Origin of the sequence: Marivirga arenosa, assembly GCF_030503875.2 — a bacterium.
Taxonomy (GTDB): Bacteria; Bacteroidota; Bacteroidia; order Cytophagales; family Cyclobacteriaceae; genus Marivirga; species Marivirga arenosa.
The window spans coordinates 2,444,868-2,464,270 of sequence record NZ_CP129968.2 but is presented as its reverse complement, the minus strand read 5'-3'; the positions used below and the strand labels follow the sequence as shown (position 1 = coordinate 2,464,270).

Here is a 19,403-nt window from a genome sequence, read left to right as displayed (position 1 = left end):
TTTTTATCCCATAGTAACTAACTCTCCTTTTTTGTTAATTGTTAAAAAAGTTGTTTTAATGTGAGCAATAAAGCATTCCATTAAAACCTATAAAGCACCAATAAAATAATAGGTTAAGTATTGATTCTTTTATTATTAAAAAAATACTATTTTGGATTACTTAATTTTAAAAATATATATGATGAAAAAACTACTCATAGCTTGTTTTAGCTTATGGTTCTTTTCTTCTTATGCACAGGAAACCTATTATGTTAATGGTGTGAAAGATGAAAGACCGGGCCTGCATGCTTTTACAAATGCGACACTACATGTTGATTATAAGACTACTCTTGAATCAGCTACCTTGATTATTAAAAAAGGAGAGGTCATAGCAGCGGGAACCAATGTTAGTATTCCTAAGGGTGCTATAATTCATGATTTAGGAGGTAAACATATTTATCCTTCTTTTATTGAATTATCCAATAATTATGGGCTACCTGAAGTGAAAAGTCAAAGAAGTAATGGACCACAATTAGGACCTAAAAAAGAAGGCGCTTACAATACAAATGATGCCATAATAACATATTTTAATGCTTACGAAGCGTTCACAGCTAAAGATTCTGAAGCTGAAAAATTAAGAAAGGCTGGTTTTGGAACGGTACTTACTCATAATAAGGATGGTTTAATTAGAGGAACTGGAGCAGTTGTAGCGCTACATGATGGTCCTGAAAATGAAATCATTTTAAAAGAGAAAGCTTCCCAACATTTTTCATTTGATAAAGGAAGTTCTACCCAAGATAATCCGTCTTCATTAATGGGGGCAATTGCATTGATCAGGCAAAATTATTTAGATGCTAAATGGTATGCATCACAGAATGAGATGGTTGATATTTCATTAGCCGCATTTAATAAGAATAAAGCTCATCCTCAAATATTTGAAGTTGGAGGTGATAAATTATATGTATTAAGAGCTGATCATTTAGGTGATGAATTTGGTGTTCAATATATCATTAAAGGAAATGGAGATGAGTATCAGCGATTAGATGAGATTGGTGCTACAAATGCTTCTCTAATCATTCCTGTAAACTATCCTGAAGCGTATGATGTAGAAGATCCATTTGATGCGTTAAATGTTAGTTTAGCTGAAATGAAGCATTGGGAAATGGCTCCTTATAATTTAAAAATGCTTAAAGATAAAGGTATTAATTTTTCTATTACTGCTGATGGATTAAAAGACGTTAGCAAGCTTCAAGAAATGCTTTCAAAATCTATCGAAGTAGGTTTTTCAGAAGAGGAAGCTTTAAAAGCTCTAACGATTACTCCTGCAAGATTAATTAAAATGGATGATAGGTTAGGAAGTTTATCAAAAGGAAAAATTGCCAATTTTATAATAACTGATGGAAGTCCTGTTCAAAAGGGAACTAAAATTTATGAGAACTGGGTACAAGGTAATGGATACAAATATCATGATATTGCATCTCCTGATTTGGCGGGTAAATATGATCTTTCAGTAGGAGAGCAAGAATATAATTTAATGGTTAGTGGAAAATCTGGAAGTGAAGATTTCAAGATTGTTATAAATGATAGCACATCATACAAATTAAAATCAGATATAAAGAAGCAGCTAATTTCACTTTCATTCACGGATGAGGAAAACGAATCAATAGGTGCAGTTCGTATGTCTGGGTGGTTAACTAAAGATGGACTAGCTGGTAAAGCAAGAATAGCAGATGGTAGTTGGGTTGAATGGTCGGCTAGAAAAAATGCTGATAATGAAGAGTCTGAAGAAGTTAAAGAAAAATCTCCTGATGATGAAGAATCTGAAAGCATCGGAAATCTTATATACCCATTTGTTGCCCATGGGAATGAAACGAAGCCGAAATCCGAAACTATTCTTATTAAAAATGCAACCGTTTGGACCAACGAAGAAGATGGAGTATTAGAAAATACTGATGTTTTATTAGAAAATGGTAAAATATCTAAAATCGGTAAAAATTTAAGTGCTTCAAATGCTAGAGAGATTGATGGAACAGGAAAGCATTTAACACCTGGAATTATTGATGAGCACTCTCATATTGCAATTAGCAGAGGAGTAAATGAAGGATCTGAATCTGTTACTGCTGAAGTTAATATTGAGGACGTAGTTGATTCAGAAGATATCAATATTTATCGTCAATTATCAGGGGGAGTTGTGGCTTCTCAATTATTACATGGCTCTGCTAACCCAATCGGAGGTAGATCGGCCATTGTAAAATTAAAGTGGGGATATAGTCCTGAAGAAATGAAAATATCATGGTCTGATAAATTCATAAAATTTGCATTGGGAGAAAATGTGAAGCAGTCTAACTGGGGAGAAAGAAACACTGTAAGATTCCCTCAAACTAGAATGGGAGCAGAGCAAGTGTTTGAGGATGCTTTTACAAGAGCAAGAGAGTATGAAGCAGAATGGAAATCCTACAATCAATTATCAAAAAGAGATCAAGCGAATACTGCGGCTCCACGAAAGGATATGGAATTAGAAACCTTAGTTGAAATTCTTAACAGTGATCGATTTATTACTTGCCACTCTTATGTGCAGTCAGAGATTAATATGCTCATGAAGGTAGCTGAAAGACATGGCTTTAGAATTAATACATTTACACATATTTTAGAAGGCTATAAATTAGCTGACAAAATGAAAGAACACGGAGTTGGAGGCTCAACATTTTCAGATTGGTGGGCTTACAAATTTGAAGTGAATGATGCGATACCTTATAATGCAGCTTTAATGAGTGGTGAGGGGGTTGTTACCGCGATCAATTCAGATGATGCAGAGATGGGTAGAAGACTAAATCAAGAAGCCGGTAAAACTATGAAATATGGTGATGTTCCAGTTGAGGAAGCTCTAAAAATGGTAACCTTAAATCCTGCCAAATTACTTCATTTAGATGATAGGATGGGAAGCATTAAAGAAGGAAAAGATGCGGATGTTGTTTTGTGGACAGATGAACCTCTTTCAATTTATGCTAAAGCAGATAAAACGATAATTGAGGGTACAGTATTCTTCGATAGAGAAGAACAAGAAGCAAAATTAGACGCTATCCAAGCTGAAAGAGCAAGATTGGTTAATAAAATGAGAGGTGCTAAGTCTAATGGTAAACCTACTCAAAAAGTAATGCCTAAATCTCAAATTATATATGAGTGTGAGACTGAAATTCAAAATTATTCATCTTTAAAGTAAGTGGACATGAAGATATTTAAAATAATAGGAATAGTAATATTGAGTTTTTGCAGCATATTAGCTCATGCTCAAGTTCCTGCACCAGGTGAACCGCAAAAAGAGCCGATAGCTATTATGAATGCAACCGCTCACATTGGAAATGGTGAAGTAATTGAGAATTCAGTTATCACTTTTGAGAATGGAGTAATCACAAATGTTGCAGATGCATCAAAAGTCAGATTAGATCTAGCCTCGTATAAAGTAATTGATGCTGAAGATATGCATGTATATCCTGGATTAATAGCCAGTAATACCATTATGGGATTAGAAGAAATCTCAGCAGTTAGAGCTACTCGTGATCAGGATGAAACAGGTGAGTTTAATCCTAATGTTAGAGCATTAATCGCTTATAATACAGATTCTGAAATTATACCTACCACCCGATTTAACGGAGTGCTTTATGCACAGACCACACCAAGAGGGGGGAGGATATCAGGAAGTAGTTCCGTAATGGATTTAGATGCATGGAACTGGGAAGATGCGGTATTAAAGAATGATGAAGGAATTCATCTGAATTGGCCTTCAAAATTACAATATCCTAGATGGTGGTTAGGAGAAACAGAGTGGAGAGAAAATAAAGAATATGATAAGCAATATGAAGAGCTTAAGGTATTCTTTAATGACGCAGTATCTTATAGTGAATTAAGTTCTACTGAAGTTACTAATCTTAAGCTTGAAGCCATGAAAGGCTTATTTGATGGAAGTAAAACTCTTTATATTCATACTGACAGAGCAAAAGAGATATTAGAATCTATTCAATTTGCTCAATCTGTGGGAGTTCAGAAGATGGTACTGGTAGGAGGTGACCAAGCTTATTATGTTAAAGACTTTTTATTGGAAAATGAAATTCCAATTATAGTTGAAGAGACATTAAGACTACCAAGTAGGAATTCTGATGCAGTAGACATGCCTTATAAAACTCCTTATTTACTACATAAGGCTGGGTTAAAAGTGGCAATTGGTCAATGGGGTTCAGTAATGCAAGTTAGGAATTTACCTTTTAGTGCAGGAACAGCCGCTGCTTACGGACTTTCAAAAGAAGAAGCTTTACAAATGGTAAGTTTAAATCCGGCTGAAATAATGGGTGTTTCAGATAAAATTGGAAGTCTTGAAAAAGATAAAATAGCTTCATTGGTAATTTCAAAAGGAGATATATTAGATATGGAAGGAAATAAACTTGAATATGTTTTTATTGAAGGCCGACAAGTTACGTTGGAGGCTCACCAACAAAGACTGTATAAAAAGTTTAAAGAGAAATATGAAAATGAATAATGGTGTTCATTTTAGTGGAAAAAACAAAAAAACCGGCCTTTTGGCCGGTTTTTTTAATTTAATTCCTTTTCAGGAAGTAAATTATCAATAAGGTCTTGAACTTTGCTTTTATCAGCACTTGATATTTTATCCTTTAATTCTCCATTTTCATAACTTGCAAAAAATGGTAAACTATATACACCAGCTGATAATCTTGCTTTTGGGTTATCAGGTGCATTGATTTCTAAGAATTTGATGTTACTAGGTGAGTCTGCAACCATTCTTTCAAATTGTGGGTTGAATGCTTTACAAACTCCACACCAATCAGCATAAAATTTAACAACTACTCTTTCATTACTTTTTAACTCCTGCTCTAAATTATCGTCTGTTACTTGCTCTATCATAATGGAATTACGTTTTAAATTTTAAGTAATTACCATAATTATTAAATAATGTTTCGCAATTTGAAAGGGATAAATAACACTAGATGTAAGGTATTATTTATCATTCTTTAAAGAAATTTATTGATTATGATATTTTTTAAAGATATGGTTTTAATATTTATATTTTTATAAAACTAAACTTTAGATTAGTAGCAGTTTTACCTTTTAAAACAATTCCTATTGATGTATTATATTTGTGGAAATAGTTTTATAAAAGATTAAACAAAAATAATGTTGTAAATCTTAGATTTCCTCTTGTAATAATAATTTATGAATTTTCTGTAATTCAGGTATTATTAGAGATTTCATGTATTTAGTAACTGATTTATTATAATAACTAGGTCGCTCAAATTGGTCAATAAGCAATCCTAAATTTTCAAAGCAAGCAGCTAAAGCGGTTCCTTTCAATTTATGAAGAATAGCTCTTAATATTTGGAGATTTTCATTTTCAATACAATCTTTTATTTGTCGCTCAAATGTAAGCATGTTTTCTTTGGCTAAAGAAATGAAGCTTTCATAGTGAGATTGATTATCATTTAATCGCTTCATTAATTCAGCTTTATTAAAAGTTTTAAATTTTTGTTGCTTATTATATTGATTAGACTTTTGCTTTTTAATGAGACCGTTGTTTTGAAGCTTTTTAATAGTATTTATGAAATCTTGTTGTATCAGAGGTTTCTCAAGAAAATCATCAATGCCAGCATCCAAAGCTTTTTGCTTTTCTTCTTTGAGTACACCTGCCGATAAGGCTATTATTGGAGTTCTCTGATTTGGGTTTTCAATAGTTCTAATCAGTTCAGTTGCTTCAATTCCACTTAAAACTGGCATTTGAATATCCATTAAAATTAAGTCAGGTTGATGCTTTTTAAATTTTTCAACTGCAATTTCACCATTATCAGCATGAATAATTTCAGCATTAGGAATTGTATTTTCAAGTATATTAAATATCAAAAATTTATTGATTTCATTATCCTCAGCTATCAAGATCTTATTAATTTCAATAAATTGTATTTCACTCTCATTTTTTGAATGATGATGGTCAATTAAATCCGATTCATTTGAGTCAATTTTCACTAGCAAATTAATTAACTTACTCGGTAAAATTGGCTTAGGAGTTTTATATATATTTTTATTCTCTGTGAAATCAGAATAAAAGAATTCACTTTCAATATGTTTATGTAAAAAGATAATTCTTTGGTTTTTCAATAATGATCTTTCGGATAAAATCTTTAAAAACTCAGTTCCATTAATATTTGGCATTTCTTCATCTATAATGATTAAATCATGATTATCATCTTTTGTGATGGATTTCTGAGCGTCAACTGGCGAGTTGAAATATAAAGTGGAACATTCAATATTATCAAAAATACTTTTTAAAGCCTCTATTTGATCCTTATTATCATCTAAAATCAATATATTTTTTACGCTCTTGAACTTATGCTTTTTAATTAATGATTTAAGACTTTCTTTTGGGTCCTGTAGGTCAATACTAAAAGAAAAATTACTTCCAATATTTTCTTTACTTTCCAATTCAAGCTTACTGTTCATAATTTTCAGTAGTTTATTAGAAATAGTAAGCCCTAATCCTGATCCTCCGAATTTTCTTGTGGTGGAAACATCCGCTTGTTCAAAGGCGCTAAATATATTCTTTTGTTGATTTTTAGATATACCTATTCCTGAATCAACAACTTCAAACCTTAGTTTATTGCCAATCTTTTTTACGTTTACTTTAATAGAACCTTTTTCAGTAAATTTTACTGCATTTCCTAGCAAGTTTATTAAAATTTGTCTTACTCTTAATTCATCTGATATGAAGTAAATAGGAGTGTTAGGATCATAGTTTATAATAAGTTCAAGATCTTTTTGTGAAGCTTGAAACGTAATGAAACTAATAGCAGATTCAACTAGCTCAAGCCCATTTAATTCCTCCATTTGCAGTTTCATTTTTCCTGCTTCAATTTTAGAGAAATCAAGAATGTCATTAATAATTCCTAAAAGAGAATGAGCAGAATTATAAATGTGTTGAGTATAATCTGATTGTAAAACGTTTAAATCCGTCTTTCTTAATAGGTCTGAAAATCCAATTACACCATTTAATGGAGTTCTAATTTCATGACTCATATTGGCCAGGAAACTTGATTTTGCTAGGTTGGCAGATTCAGCCGCCATTTTAGCTTCTATTAATTGTTTTTCAGACTTAATTCTTTCAGTAACATCTGTGAATGTTACTAAAGCCCAATATGAATTTTCTTCTTCAATTATTTTAATATTTGCTTCTATCCATAAACTCTTTTTGGTTTTTGAATTAAGTAGATGAACGCGGATATTTTTGGCAGACTTTTTACTTCTTAATGCTTTTCCAACCGGATGCTCTTCATCTTTTAATTCATTTCCATCATTATCCAATAATTTAATGATGGTTTGCATATATCTATTACCAATGATTTCTGATTTATCAAGGTCTAAAATATTAGCTGCACTTTCATTCATTGATCTTATGATCCCTTTAGAATCATAAAACAATAATGCTTCCTGCATTGAGCTTATAATATTCTGAAGCTGTTGTTCACTATTCTTAATTTTTAGCTCAGTTTTTTTTCTGTAGGTTATATCGGATATTGAACCAAACCAATACCAATTTCCATTGCTATCTTGCGTGGGTTGAGAGGAAGCTTTAACCCACTTAGTTTCACCATTAACTATTATTCTAAATTCTAAGCTAAAGGATTCATAATTTTCTAATGCTTGACTATTAGCATTGTTAAACATCATTAAATCTTCTGGGTGAACAATTTTATGAGCAAATTCTGCTGTATCAATCATTTTTCCTTCTCGCCCTATAATTTTCAGAAATTGAGGACTCATATAGTTTAATTGTCCATCTCTACTGAGTTTATAAACTCCAACCGGTATATATTCTACTAATTCATTATATTGTTTTGTTTTTTCTTCAAGTTGTAGTTGATTGTTTTTAATACTGTCAATATTTTGGACTGTGCCATATATACTGGTTATTTTACCGTTTTTTACTTCAGGGATTCCAATTGTTCTTACCCAAAACTGTTTACCTTTTGCAGAGACTAATTGTAATTCAATGTCAAAGCTTTTTTGTTTTTTGATACTATTTTCAATGATTTTTCTGATTCGTGGTTCTTCCTTTGGATCTGATAAAAAGTCAAATATGGTGTCAAAATGGGGTTTATAATTATCATCAACTTCATAAATATGTTTTGTATTTTCAGTCCACGATATATCACCAGTTTCCAAATTCCAACCCCAACCTCCAGTTTTAGTGATAATGTTTGTTTGAAGTAATAATGACTTAGTTCTATCTAATTCAATTTCAGCTTTTTTTCTTTCTGAGATTTCAATATGGGTTCCAAATACTTCAATTGGCTGGCCATCATCTGACCATACGCCTACTTTTCCAATATCTTGAATCCATACCCAATGACCTTTTTTATGCTTTGCTCTTAATTCGAAGTCATAACTATCCTTTTTTAATTTGTAGTTATCGGCAAACACATTCGTAATCATTTCTACATCATCAGGATGTAATTTTTCTAACCAATCCTCCATATAAAATGGCTTTAATTCATCCAGCTTATAGCCAAGCATTTGAGCGTAATTTTCATTGATATGGAGTACGTTTTCTTCTAGATTCCATTGATAAGTACCCAGATTAGCACCATCTATAATTAAATCATGCCTTTCTTTTTCACGTTTTAATTCCTTTTCAATTTCTTTTAATTGCGTAACATCTTGTATGGTACCTCTAAAGATTAATTCGTTAGTATTGTTAATCTTAGTGGCAAGTTGAGTTACATATTTAGTGTTTCCTTTCTGAGTAATGATTCGATGTGTAAGATTAAAATGACCGGTTTCAAAAGCATTAACGTCTTCTTCAAAAACTTTTTTTTCATCCTCTGGATGAACCATTTGTTTAAATGAATCGATTGTAGGATTGTAGCTTTGAGGATCACAATCAAATATTTCAAACACTGTTGGGGACCAGTGAATAATACCTGTATCTACATTTGCTTCCCAATTTCCTATTTTAGCTAATTTCTGAGCCTCTAATAATTTATAGTTTAGCTCTTCTAATTCTTTTGAAATATTTTGATGATCAGAACTCATTAATGATAATTTACTTTAAATTCTGATTTTAATTTTATTTTTTCAACTGTTTGAGTGTTTTATTTATATCAATTTCGGCATAATATAATTTCTTCAAAATTACTTCAGATTTATGTCGTATTTTAGATTTTAAGGTTTGAATACTATTATTTGTTATCAAACCATTTTAGTAATGATGATATGAAAGTTCTAATCGTTGAAGATCAGGAAGAATTGGCCAATAATATATTTGAATTTCTCAAAAAAGAGGGATTTCAATCAAGCATTGCTCCTGATTTCTTTACTGCTACTGATAAATTGGCTGCTTACGAATATGATATTGTTATAATAGATCTAATGTTGCCTGATGGGAATGGAATGGATTTGTTGTATTCCCTACGTGCTAATAGAAAAAATATAGGTACATTAATATTATCAGCCAAAAACTCGATTGATGACAAGGTTAGAGGTTTAGATGCAGGTGCGGATGATTATTTAGGTAAGCCTTTTCACTTGCTTGAATTAACCTCTAGATTAAAAGCAATTTATAGAACCAGGAAACAAGAAAGCAGTAATACAATTGAATTAAATAATATTATAATAGACACGGATAAGAAGGAAGTTTCTGTTAATAGTGAATTATTAGATTTAACGAAAAAAGAATATGAAATGCTCTTGTTTTTTGCGAATAATGCTAAAAGAGTACTAACAAAGCAGAATATAGCAGAACATCTTTGGGGAGATTTTATTGATCAGAGTGATAATTTTGATTTCGTTTATCAACACATCAAAAACCTAAGAAAAAAAATACAGAAAATTTCTGGTTCAGATATTATAGAAACAGTTTATGGCGTTGGTTATAAATTAAAAGCTCAATAATTATGAGATTAATCACTAAGATAGTTTTTCTATACCTTATACTTTCTTTAATAGTCTTTATAATTGGTGGAATTGTTACAATAAAAATTATTTCTAATGAAGTGAAAAAGGAAGAGAGATGGTTCCTAGAAGAAAGATTAAGCTCTACCGAACGCTACATTAAAAGAAGACAACCAGAGAAAGATATAATAAGAGATAAGGTAATCATAAAGCCTCAAAAGGATTCTATCGAAATAAATAATATAATTTTTTCTGATACCATAGTGTATCACAGCACTTTAGAAAGACCTGAAAAACATAATAAATTAGAAGTAGGTAAAAAGATTGAGGGTAATTTCTATAAGATAATTCTATATGATATCATAATTGAGCAGGATGATATAGTAGATGGGGTTATTGAATCGATGGTTAAAATCTATATACTCTTGTTTGTAGTCGTAATAATTGGCAGTTGGTTTATTTCTAAAGAATTATTAAGCCCTTTCGAAGCAACGCTTTCAGCCATTAAGAATTTTGATATTAAACAGAATGAGGCGATCCATTTAAGCGATACAAGAACCAAAGAATTTAAGCGCTTAAATCAGTTTATAAGTCAAATGGCGAAAAAGATTACGGCTGATTATCAATCATTAAAGGAATTTACTGAAAATGCCAGTCATGAAATTCAAACCCCGATTAGTATTGCTAAAGGCAAATTAGAATTACTACAAGAAGGAGTTTTAACGGAGGAACAGAAAAAATTAGTTTCAGATGCAACAAAAAGTCTTACCAATCTGTCGAAAATAGGGAATACACTCACTTTATTGGCTAAAATTGATAATCAAGAATTCGAGCAAACTGAAAATACAAATGTTAATGAAGTGCTTGAAAATTTTTTAGAAGAATATGAGGAACTTATTTTATTAAAGGGTATTCAATTAACCAAAAAGCTTAATGAAGAGGTGAATTGGAACATTCATCCAGTATTACTTGAGATTCTTATTACCAACCTAATTAATAATGCTATTAAGCATAATTTGAAAGAGGATGGTTTTATTAAAATCTATTTAGAAGATAAAAAACTTATCATAGAGAATTCAGGGAAAGCAATCAATCATGCTACCGAACTACTTTTTGCAAGATTTAAAAAAGGTAATCAAAGTAGTTCTTCATTAGGATTAGGATTAGCCATAATTCATAAAATATGCAAGGTGAGTGGTTTAGATATAAAATATATTAATAGGGAGCAACTCCATCAAATTACAATATCGGAATAAGTTTTATTAGACTTGATTACGATTATTGATATTTCTTAAACAATTTAATTAAAAAAATACGTGTAGCGACATTAATTTTTTGTTGAAACTTGAAAATTCAAATTTTCTTCAGAATTGGATACTAAATTTGTAGCAAAGAAGATTTAATGATCGTTATGCAGTTGAAAAAGAAATATCTTTTAAGAGTACTAATTATAATTCTAGTGGTGTTTACGGGCTTCAACCTAAATGCTCAAACCAAAATCACAGGTAAGTTAATCGATGCAAATACTAAAGCTCCATTAGGTTATGCAAATATTAGTATTTTTGATCAAAATGAAGAATTAATCACGGGAACTGTAACTCCTGAATCTGGCGAGTTTAGCTTACAAATACAATCAGGAGAATATAACTTAAGAATTCAGTTTATTTCATATCAAACAATTTATAGAAAGATAGTTGCAAATCAGCCTACTATCAATTTAGGAACAATTGAACTAAGTGAAGATGTAAACCAACTTTCAGAAGTTGAGGTGGTAGCTAAAAGACCTCAAATGGAAATGAAACTTGATAAAAGAGTTTTTAATGTTGGAGAGGATTTAAGTAATATTGGAAGTAACGCAGAGTCTTTATTAGATAATTTACCCAGCGTTACGGTAGATATTGAAGGGAATGTTTCTTTAAGAGGAAGTGGAAACGTTCGTATTTTAATTGATGGCAGACCATCAGGATTAGTAGGAATAAGTGGTGCTTCTGCTTTGAGACAAATTCAAGCTGATCAAATAGAAAGAGTAGAGGTTATTACCAATCCATCAGCAAGATATGAAGCAGAAGGGAATGCAGGAATCATTAACATTATTATGAAGAAAGAGAAAAAAGGAGGTCTAAATGGAAGTTTTAGCGCTAATCTTGGTTATCCTTTAATCTCGGGAGTTAATGGAAATTTGAATTACAGAAGAGGTAATATAAATTTATTTGGTAGTTACGGAATTCAATATAGAGAGAATTTTGGTGGGGGATATATAGATCAGGAGTTTACTCCAGAAGATACCACTTATTCAACTTATGTGGATCGTGATAGACAAAGAAGCGGCATTTCACAAAATTCAAGGTTTGGACTTGACTATAGTTTTAATAAAAATACAACCTTAACAGGTTCATTCCTGTATAGAATTTCGGATGAGAATAATCTAAGCTATAATTATTACGATGATTACGATGGTATCGATAGATCAAGCCGTGAATTATTAAGAAGGTCTGTACGTATTCAGGATGAATTGGAAGATGAAGAAGTGTTAGAATATGATCTTAATTTTACTAAATCATTTGGAAATGATAGTGAGCATAAATTAACAGCTGATTTTCAATACAGAAACAATTCAGAAACAGAAGATTCAGATTTAAGAAATGAAAGGTATATCATTGATAGAGATGAATATGTAGATAGTATTCAACAAAGATCTATCATCAATGAATTTGCTGAAAATATTTTAATGCAAGCAAATTATGTAAAACCATTAGGTGAAAATAAATCATTTGAAGCGGGATGGCGAAGTACTTTAAGAACCATTACTAATCAATACGAAGTAACGCAAGAAGTTGAAGGTCAGGAACAAGATAGTGTATTGAGTGATTTCACAAATGACTTTGTTTACAACGAAAATATCCATGCAATATACGCCATATATAATTCTGAATATGATAAATTTACCTATCAAATTGGTTTAAGAACTGAGTTAACTGATATCACCACTCAATTAAAATCACCCGTTGATACAGTAAATAGAAGAGATTATATAAATCTATTCCCATCTGTATTCATGACTTACGAATTCACTAAGCTTCATACTTTACAAGCAAGCTACAGTAGAAGATTCGATAGACCTCGGTTTAGATCATTGAATCCATTTTCAAATTTCAATGATGATAGAAATATCAGAATTGGTAATCCCAATTTAAATCCAGAATTCACGGATTCATATGAAGTAGGACTGGTTAACAATTTTAGTGACGCAACCTTATATTCAGGTCTATATTACAGAAGAACTACAGGCGTTACAGAACGAATTAATACTGTAATTGATGGTATTACCTACAGTCAACCACAAAATTTAGCGGAACGTAATTCTATCGGAATTGAAAATAATTATTCTCATGATCTAAATGATTGGTGGAGATTAAATGGAAATCTAAATGTTTTCTATTCGGAAACTTATGGAGTGGTAAATGAACAAGTATTTGAAGCTGAAACCTTTACTATGTCGGGTAGAGCAACCTCACAAATGTCATTTAGCAATGATTTCAATTTTCAATTAAGTGCATTTTACAGAGCCCCGCAACAAACTACTCAGGGAACTAGAAAAGCGTTCTACATGGTGGATTTAGGTTTTAGTAAAGAGTTATTGAATGAAAAAGCTACTTTGGCCTTAAACGTAAGAGATTTATTCAATACACGTAAATGGAGAACAACAACAGTTGGAGAAGATTTCTTTTATGATTCAGAATTTCAATGGAGGACTAGGACAATAACTTTATCATTTGACTATAGACTTAATTCAAATAAGAGAAAAGGCGGCCGTGATCGTGGTGACTATGATGGCGGTGGTGAAGACTACTAGTTTAGCTTGTTATAAATTAGTTTTCATGTTTTGGCACTCAGTTTCTGAGTGCCTTTTTTATTTTTAATCTTCATATTTTATTATTTTCCTTAAAATTGTTTCCATTAAAATAATTTATCAATCATATTAGCTAAGTATCAAATTTATAAGCATGGGAAATCAAAATACGCTTTGGGGCATTGACTTGGGAGGAACAAAAATTGAAGGGGTTGTTTTAAAATCTAAAGAAGATCCAGAAGTGCTTATTCGCGAACGTATCGATACACAGGCTGAACAGGGTTATGATCATGTAGTGAGTAGAATCAAATTACTTGTAGATCAAATGGCTGAAAAGATTGGCTACAGACCCACATCAATAGGAATTGGAACTCCAGGCTCCACAGATCCTGAAACTGGATTATTAAAAAATAGTAATTCAGCTAATCTAAATCATAAACCCCTACATAAAGATTTAGAAAAAGTATTATCGATTCCTGTTTATATTGCGAATGATGCGAACTGTTTTGCTATAGCTGAAACTAGAATGGGTGTCGTGAAAGATGAATTCCCTAAAGCAGAAGTAGTTTTTGGAGTGATTATGGGGTCTGGTGTAGGCGGAGGATTGGTGATAAATGGAAAAGTTTGGAATGGTAAACATGGCATTGCGGGTGAGTGGGGGCATATTTTTTTAGATGAGGCCGGAGAGGATTGTTATTGTGGTAAACATGGTTGTGTAGAAACATTATTAGCGGGGAAGGCATTAGAAAGATATTATAAAAGTATTTCTGGAAAGGGTAAAAAACTGAAAATTATCATTCAAGATGTAGCTGAGGATAACTATGCAAAACAAACCTATGATAGATTAATTCATTTTTTTGGTAAAGGATTATCTGTAATTGTAAATGTTATTGACCCTGATGTCATTATAATTGGAGGTGGAGTAGGGAATATACCCGCTCTATATGATGAAGGTATAGAATCTGTAAAAGAATTTACTTTCAATCCTGAAATGAAAACTCCTATCGTAAAACCAAAATTAGGAGATAGTGCTGGAGTATTTGGTGCGGCATTTTTGGGTGCATAGATGGTCGGTAAAATCAATTTTCCTATATTTGCGGCATGAGTCATTTAATAGCCCCATCAGTACTAGCCGCAGACTTTGCAAATTTGCAAAGAGATGTGGAAATGTTAAACGAAAGTCAAGCCGATTATATCCATGTTGATATTATGGACGGTGTTTTTGTACCTAATATCTCTTTTGGTTTACCAGTGTGCGAAGCCATTTATAAGCATGCTCAAAAACCATTGGATGTTCACCTAATGATTGAAAAACCTGAAAATTATATTCAAGCTTTTCATGATGCAGGTGCTGCTACAATTTCAGTTCATTATGAGGCAAGCCCACATCTACATAGAACATTGCAAGCTATTAGAGATTTAGGGTTGAGAGCAGGCGTAGCCATAAATCCTCATACAAATGTGTCTTTATTAGAAAATGTAATTCAAGATACGGATTTAGTTTGTATGATGTCTGTAAATCCTGGTTTTGGAGGACAAAAGTTTATTGAGCAAACTTACACTAAGGTAAGACAATTAAAAGAATTGATAGCAGATCAAAATGCTTCAACCTTAATTGAAATAGATGGAGGTGTTAATTTGGATAATGCTCCAAAATTGTTGGAAGCTGGAGCAGATGTTTTAGTTGCGGGTAGTTTTGTTTTCAAATCAGACGATCCAATAAATACTATAAAGGAGTTAAAGAACGTTTCTGTTGCATAAATTCCGTGCATTAATGCGTTTATTAGCAATTCTATTCTTTACTCTAATTTCATTCTTGGCTCAGAGTCAAAATTTGAAAGGGAGAGTGGTGGATGATAGAACAAATGAAGGTATTTCTTCAGTAAGCATTCAGCTTATTGGTACACAATATTATACCCAGACTGACAGTTTGGGTTTTTTTAATTTATCCTTGCCCAATGCTGAAAGCTACAGATTAAGGTTTACTCATGTCAGCTACATTAATATTGAAAAGGAATTAAAGCCTTCTGATTCCCTATTCATTCAGTTAAAAGTAGACAACCTTTTACTAAATCAAGTTGATGTAAATAGTACAACTGACCTGCTACCCAATAACGGTTTTAAGAGAGTTAAGCCCTTATCAGTTAATGAAATGGCAACTCCATTTAATGAGTTTAACCAAGTGATTGCTACATTACCTGGCGTGGTTTCAAATAATGAGTTAAGCAGCTCTTATGCAGTAAGAGGTGGTAATTTTGATGAAAATTTGGTTTATGTTAATGGTATTGAAATTTATCGTCCTTTTTTAGTTCGGGCAGGTCAGCAAGAAGGCTTAAGTTTTATCAATCCGGATTTAGTTCAGAGCATTAATTTTTCCCCTGGCGGCTGGGAGGCAAAATACGGTGATAAATTATCAAGTAACCTGTTAATAGATTATAAAACTACTGCTGAAACAGAAGGAAATATTAATCTTGGCCTATTAGGCGCTTCTGGTTATTTATCTACCCAATTTAATGAAAAAGACAATTTGTTACTTGGGTTAAGATATAAAAATGCTAAATATCTATTTAATACATTTGAAACTTCAGGCGAATATCTTCCTCGCTTCTTAGATTTTCAGGCCTTTTATAATTATCAAATATCAGATCAAACGTCACTTGATATTTTGGCGGTATTTGCCCAAAATGATTATCGTTTTGAGCCAGCTTCGCGTAATACTGATTTTGGACCCTTTCAACAAAAACTACGGTTTTTTGTACGCTATGAAGGCGCTGAAGCACTAACTTATAAAAGTTTTCAAGGTGGTGCTCGATTAAGACATTTATTTACTGATAATTTTAGAACATCCGTTATTCTTTCAGCCTTCTCTACTGCAGAATTTGAATACAATAATACAGAAGGCTTTTATCAGCTCTGTGATGTGGACAGTGATCTTTCATCAGATACTTTTGATCAATGTATAAGTTTAAGAGGAATAGGTGCTAATTATAATTATGCACGAAACTTCCTATATGCTCAGGTTGCTCAAGCCATAATTCGAAATGATTGGCAAATCAATGGTCAGCATTTATTAGCTTTTGGAATAGAACATAAAAATCAATTTGTGGATGATTATTTAGATGAATTCGATTTTAGAGATTCAGCAAATTTTGCTCAGGTGGATAGGGTAATAGAGCAGGAAAATGAATTGAGGGCATTTTTTACTAATCTTTATATTCAGCACGAATGGCAACTCGATAGTCGACAATCCTTAAATACCGGATTTCGCATAAATTATGGTTCAAATACGGACGAATTACTGTTTAGTCCAAGGGTTCAATATCAATTACTTTTACATCCAGACAAAAGTGGCCAATTAAATATATCTACCGGACTATATAGGCAATATCCATTTTATCGAGAATTAAGAGATTTTTCAGGTAATATTCTACCGGAAGTTCGCGCTCAATCTGCTTTTCATTTAGTAGGGGCATACACTAAAAATTTACAAATATGGGAAAGACCATTCCAGCTTAATTCTTCTATCTATTATAAATACTTATTCAATATAATTCCTTTTGATGTAGATAATATCAGGTTGAGGTACAGACCAGAGTTGACTGCCAATGGCTATGCCTATGGTACGGATTTTAGATTTAGTGGTGAATTCATTCCAGGAACTGAATCTTGGTTTAGTTTAGGTTTATTATCCACCGAAGAAGATATTCAAGAAGATGATAAAGATTATATTAGAAGGCCAACTGATCAAAGAGTAACAGCCTCAATATTCTTTCAAGATAATTTTATTAATGATCCCACACTAAGAGTAAATTTAAAATTACAAATAGGTTCTGGTTTACCTTTTGGTCCACCAAACAGCTTAAATAATCGGAATATTTTTACAGGTGAATGGTATAGAAGAATGGATGTTGGATTTTCGAAGCAGTTTAGGGGAGAAAGACTTCAATCAAATGATTATATTGAGTCTATTTGGTTTGGTGTGGATGTCTTAAATGTTTTAGGCGTTACCAATACAATTTCATATACTTGGATCGAAGATGTTAGTTCAAATACTTTTGCTGTTCCTAATTCACTTTCGGCAAGATTTTTGAACGTAAAAGGAATCGTAAAATTTTAGAACTATGAAATATCTTTCTTTACTATTCATTATCATTATTTATGCTTGTAGTCCTAAGCAGGTATTAAAAACTGATACTTCTAATGATATTGATTTGAGTGGAAGATGGAATAAAACTGATGCTGAAATTGTTACTAATGAGTTATTTAATAATTTAATTGATTCGAGAGTAATTCAAGATTATAGTAAAGGTCAATCTTTAAAACCTAGGATTAGCGTTAGAAAATTTGATAGCAATTTCAAAAATGGGGGTGAGAATTTAGTTCAATACTTTATAAAGTATGCTAAAGCTTCTGAATTAATTGAATATACTGATCCCAAATTAAGAATTGCTTCGAATTTTTATATTTCAGGAAGTATAGAAGCAACGGAATATGATAACAGAGGCAATCCTTACATAGAATATAATATTCAACTTAAATTATTAGATTCTAATAATGTTAAAAGCTGGGAAGATAACTCTTCTATCAAGAAGTATATTAAAGAATAGCTATTTGCCTATTTTCTCTTTTAGATTTTCAACAGTTTTTTTAGCATTTCCAACAAACAATTCTCCATTTATTAAAAATACTGGTCTTTTTAAGAAGGTATACTCTTCTAAAAGCAACTTTTTAAAATCGTTTTCAGATAAATCTTTTTCATTCAAACCTTGCTGACGATACTTTATCGCTCTTTTGTTAAATAAGGCTTCATAAGATTCAGTATTCGCATATAACTCTAATAATTGAGGTTCTGACAGTGGATTATTTTTAATATCAATCTTCTCAAAATCAGTTAAATCCAATTGAGACATAATCTTTTTGCATGTGTCGCAAGTACTTAAATAATAAACTACTTTTCTCATTTATATTACTTTTTGACTAAAAATAATTAAAATATTTGCCTTATGGCAACAAAAAGCTTTAATTCGGGTTTTTAATTTTGTAATCTAATCTAAAAACCAATTATCAAAACAATTATGAAAAGAATAGTGAGACAAGGGATGTTGGCTTTAGCGGCTTTAGTATTTTTAAACTCTACTGCTGTTATGGCGCAAGATTCAGAAATTTCGGACAAAGATTTATATAATTTCGCATTAATGATGCAGGTTATTGAACAAATGAAAGCGGAGGTTAGTCCGGCTATCCAAAGTTTAATTGAGCAGCAAGAAGGTTTTGACACGAAGAGATACAGTGAATTAGAGAGTGCTGGTGACGATGAGGCTAAATTAAGAGAATTAGGAGCCAATGATTTTGAAGTTCAATTCATGGGCTTAATCATTAAAGAGAAAGAAAAAAGAACTGATGCTATCAAAGAAGCTTTAAATATTTTAGCTAAAAGTATGGTAGGCGTTAAAACTTATAAAACAATCAAATCAACTTTATCGGTTGATCCTGATTTAAAAGCTAAATATCAAGAGATTGTGAGCAGAATGGCTCCAACTTATGAAGATGCTTAATTAGAACTAGGTTCTAAAGGAAGCCGCTCATGTTTTCATGAGCGGCTTTTTTATTTTATGACTGGTAGTAT

The 19,403-nt window shown here is 31.7% G+C and carries 13 protein-coding genes; 10 read left to right on the top strand and 3 right to left on the bottom strand.

Going from position 1 to position 19,403, the window contains the following annotated elements; translation table 11 throughout:
* Window positions 1-178 precede the first annotated feature (178 nt).
* Both QYS47_RS10665 and QYS47_RS10660 read left to right on the top strand, forming a co-directional pair.
* Window positions 179-3,199, top strand: coding sequence for an amidohydrolase family protein (locus tag QYS47_RS10665; RefSeq protein ID WP_322346039.1), 3,021 nt, complete (start codon window positions 179-181; stop codon window positions 3,197-3,199).
* 6 nt (window positions 3,200-3,205) lie between these two features.
* Window positions 3,206-4,510 (top strand): amidohydrolase family protein, encoded by a 1,305-nt coding sequence (locus QYS47_RS10660; RefSeq protein WP_322346036.1) that lies wholly within the window; start codon window positions 3,206-3,208, stop codon window positions 4,508-4,510.
* Window positions 4,511-4,563: 53 nt separating this feature from the next.
* On the opposite strand, the gene QYS47_RS10655 is transcribed toward QYS47_RS10660, so the two are convergent.
* Both QYS47_RS10655 and QYS47_RS10650 read right to left on the bottom strand, forming a co-directional pair.
* On the bottom strand, window positions 4,564-4,893 hold the full coding sequence (locus QYS47_RS10655) for a thioredoxin family protein (protein WP_308356606.1): 330 nt from the start codon (window positions 4,891-4,893) through the stop codon (window positions 4,564-4,566).
* A gap of 282 nt (window positions 4,894-5,175) precedes the next feature.
* Window positions 5,176-9,069: a PAS domain-containing protein gene (locus QYS47_RS10650; RefSeq protein WP_322346035.1), complete on the bottom strand. Its 3,894-nt coding sequence runs from the start codon at window positions 9,067-9,069 to the stop codon at window positions 5,176-5,178.
* A 180-nt stretch (window positions 9,070-9,249) separates the two neighbouring features.
* Between QYS47_RS10650 and QYS47_RS10645 the strand changes: the two genes are divergently transcribed.
* The 7 genes from QYS47_RS10645 (at window position 9,250) to QYS47_RS10615 (ending at window position 18,384) form a co-directional block, all read left to right on the top strand.
* Window positions 9,250-9,927, top strand: a complete 678-nt coding sequence (locus QYS47_RS10645; RefSeq protein ID WP_322346034.1) for a response regulator transcription factor — start codon at window positions 9,250-9,252, stop codon at window positions 9,925-9,927.
* A 2-nt stretch (window positions 9,928-9,929) separates the two neighbouring features.
* On the top strand, window positions 9,930-11,183 hold the full coding sequence (locus tag QYS47_RS10640) for a sensor histidine kinase (protein ID WP_308356610.1): 1,254 nt from the start codon (window positions 9,930-9,932) through the stop codon (window positions 11,181-11,183).
* Window positions 11,184-11,338: 155 nt separating this feature from the next.
* A complete protein-coding gene (locus QYS47_RS10635) occupies window positions 11,339-13,780 on the top strand; it encodes a TonB-dependent receptor domain-containing protein (protein WP_322346032.1) in 2,442 nt (813 codons plus the stop codon).
* A gap of 151 nt (window positions 13,781-13,931) precedes the next feature.
* The gene (locus tag QYS47_RS10630; protein ID WP_322346030.1) at window positions 13,932-14,843 is read left to right on the top strand and encodes an ROK family protein; all 912 of its coding nucleotides are present in this window, start codon (window positions 13,932-13,934) and stop codon (window positions 14,841-14,843) included.
* A 35-nt stretch (window positions 14,844-14,878) separates the two neighbouring features.
* A complete protein-coding gene (gene rpe / locus QYS47_RS10625; RefSeq protein WP_322346029.1) occupies window positions 14,879-15,538 on the top strand; it encodes a ribulose-phosphate 3-epimerase in 660 nt (219 codons plus the stop codon).
* Window positions 15,539-15,551: 13 nt separating this feature from the next.
* Entirely contained in the window at window positions 15,552-17,894 is a 2,343-nt protein-coding gene (locus QYS47_RS10620) for a TonB-dependent receptor (protein ID WP_322346028.1), read from the top strand.
* A 4-nt stretch (window positions 17,895-17,898) separates the two neighbouring features.
* Window positions 17,899-18,384, top strand: coding sequence for a hypothetical protein (locus QYS47_RS10615; RefSeq protein ID WP_322346025.1), 486 nt, complete (start codon window positions 17,899-17,901; stop codon window positions 18,382-18,384).
* Here QYS47_RS10615 and QYS47_RS10610 read toward each other — a convergent pair whose 3' ends face one another.
* Window positions 18,385-18,738: an arsenate reductase family protein gene (locus QYS47_RS10610; RefSeq protein WP_302125049.1), complete on the bottom strand. Its 354-nt coding sequence runs from the start codon at window positions 18,736-18,738 to the stop codon at window positions 18,385-18,387.
* 114 nt (window positions 18,739-18,852) lie between these two features.
* Between QYS47_RS10610 and QYS47_RS10605 the strand changes: the two genes are divergently transcribed.
* Complete coding sequence (locus QYS47_RS10605; protein ID WP_302100813.1) at window positions 18,853-19,332, top strand: hypothetical protein; 480 nt, start codon at window positions 18,853-18,855, stop codon at window positions 19,330-19,332.
* Window positions 19,333-19,403: the final 71 nt, after the last annotated feature.

Coding starts and splice junctions, on each gene's coding strand:
- QYS47_RS10610 (WP_302125049.1), bottom strand. CDS start 18,738: ATGAGAAAAGTAGTTTATTATTTAAGTACTTGCGACACATGCAAAAAG.
- QYS47_RS10655 (WP_308356606.1), bottom strand. CDS start 4,893: ATGATAGAGCAAGTAACAGACGATAATTTAGAGCAGGAGTTAAAAAGT.
- QYS47_RS10640 (WP_308356610.1), top strand. CDS start 9,930: ATGAGATTAATCACTAAGATAGTTTTTCTATACCTTATACTTTCTTTA.
- rpe (WP_322346029.1), top strand. CDS start 14,879: ATGAGTCATTTAATAGCCCCATCAGTACTAGCCGCAGACTTTGCAAAT.
- QYS47_RS10620 (WP_322346028.1), top strand. CDS start 15,552: ATGCGTTTATTAGCAATTCTATTCTTTACTCTAATTTCATTCTTGGCT.
- QYS47_RS10630 (WP_322346030.1), top strand. CDS start 13,932: ATGGGAAATCAAAATACGCTTTGGGGCATTGACTTGGGAGGAACAAAA.
- QYS47_RS10660 (WP_322346036.1), top strand. CDS start 3,206: ATGAAGATATTTAAAATAATAGGAATAGTAATATTGAGTTTTTGCAGC.
- QYS47_RS10645 (WP_322346034.1), top strand. CDS start 9,250: ATGAAAGTTCTAATCGTTGAAGATCAGGAAGAATTGGCCAATAATATA.
- QYS47_RS10615 (WP_322346025.1), top strand. CDS start 17,899: ATGAAATATCTTTCTTTACTATTCATTATCATTATTTATGCTTGTAGT.
- QYS47_RS10635 (WP_322346032.1), top strand. CDS start 11,339: ATGCAGTTGAAAAAGAAATATCTTTTAAGAGTACTAATTATAATTCTA.
- QYS47_RS10605 (WP_302100813.1), top strand. CDS start 18,853: ATGAAAAGAATAGTGAGACAAGGGATGTTGGCTTTAGCGGCTTTAGTA.
- QYS47_RS10665 (WP_322346039.1), top strand. CDS start 179: ATGATGAAAAAACTACTCATAGCTTGTTTTAGCTTATGGTTCTTTTCT.
- QYS47_RS10650 (WP_322346035.1), bottom strand. CDS start 9,069: ATGAGTTCTGATCATCAAAATATTTCAAAAGAATTAGAAGAGCTAAAC.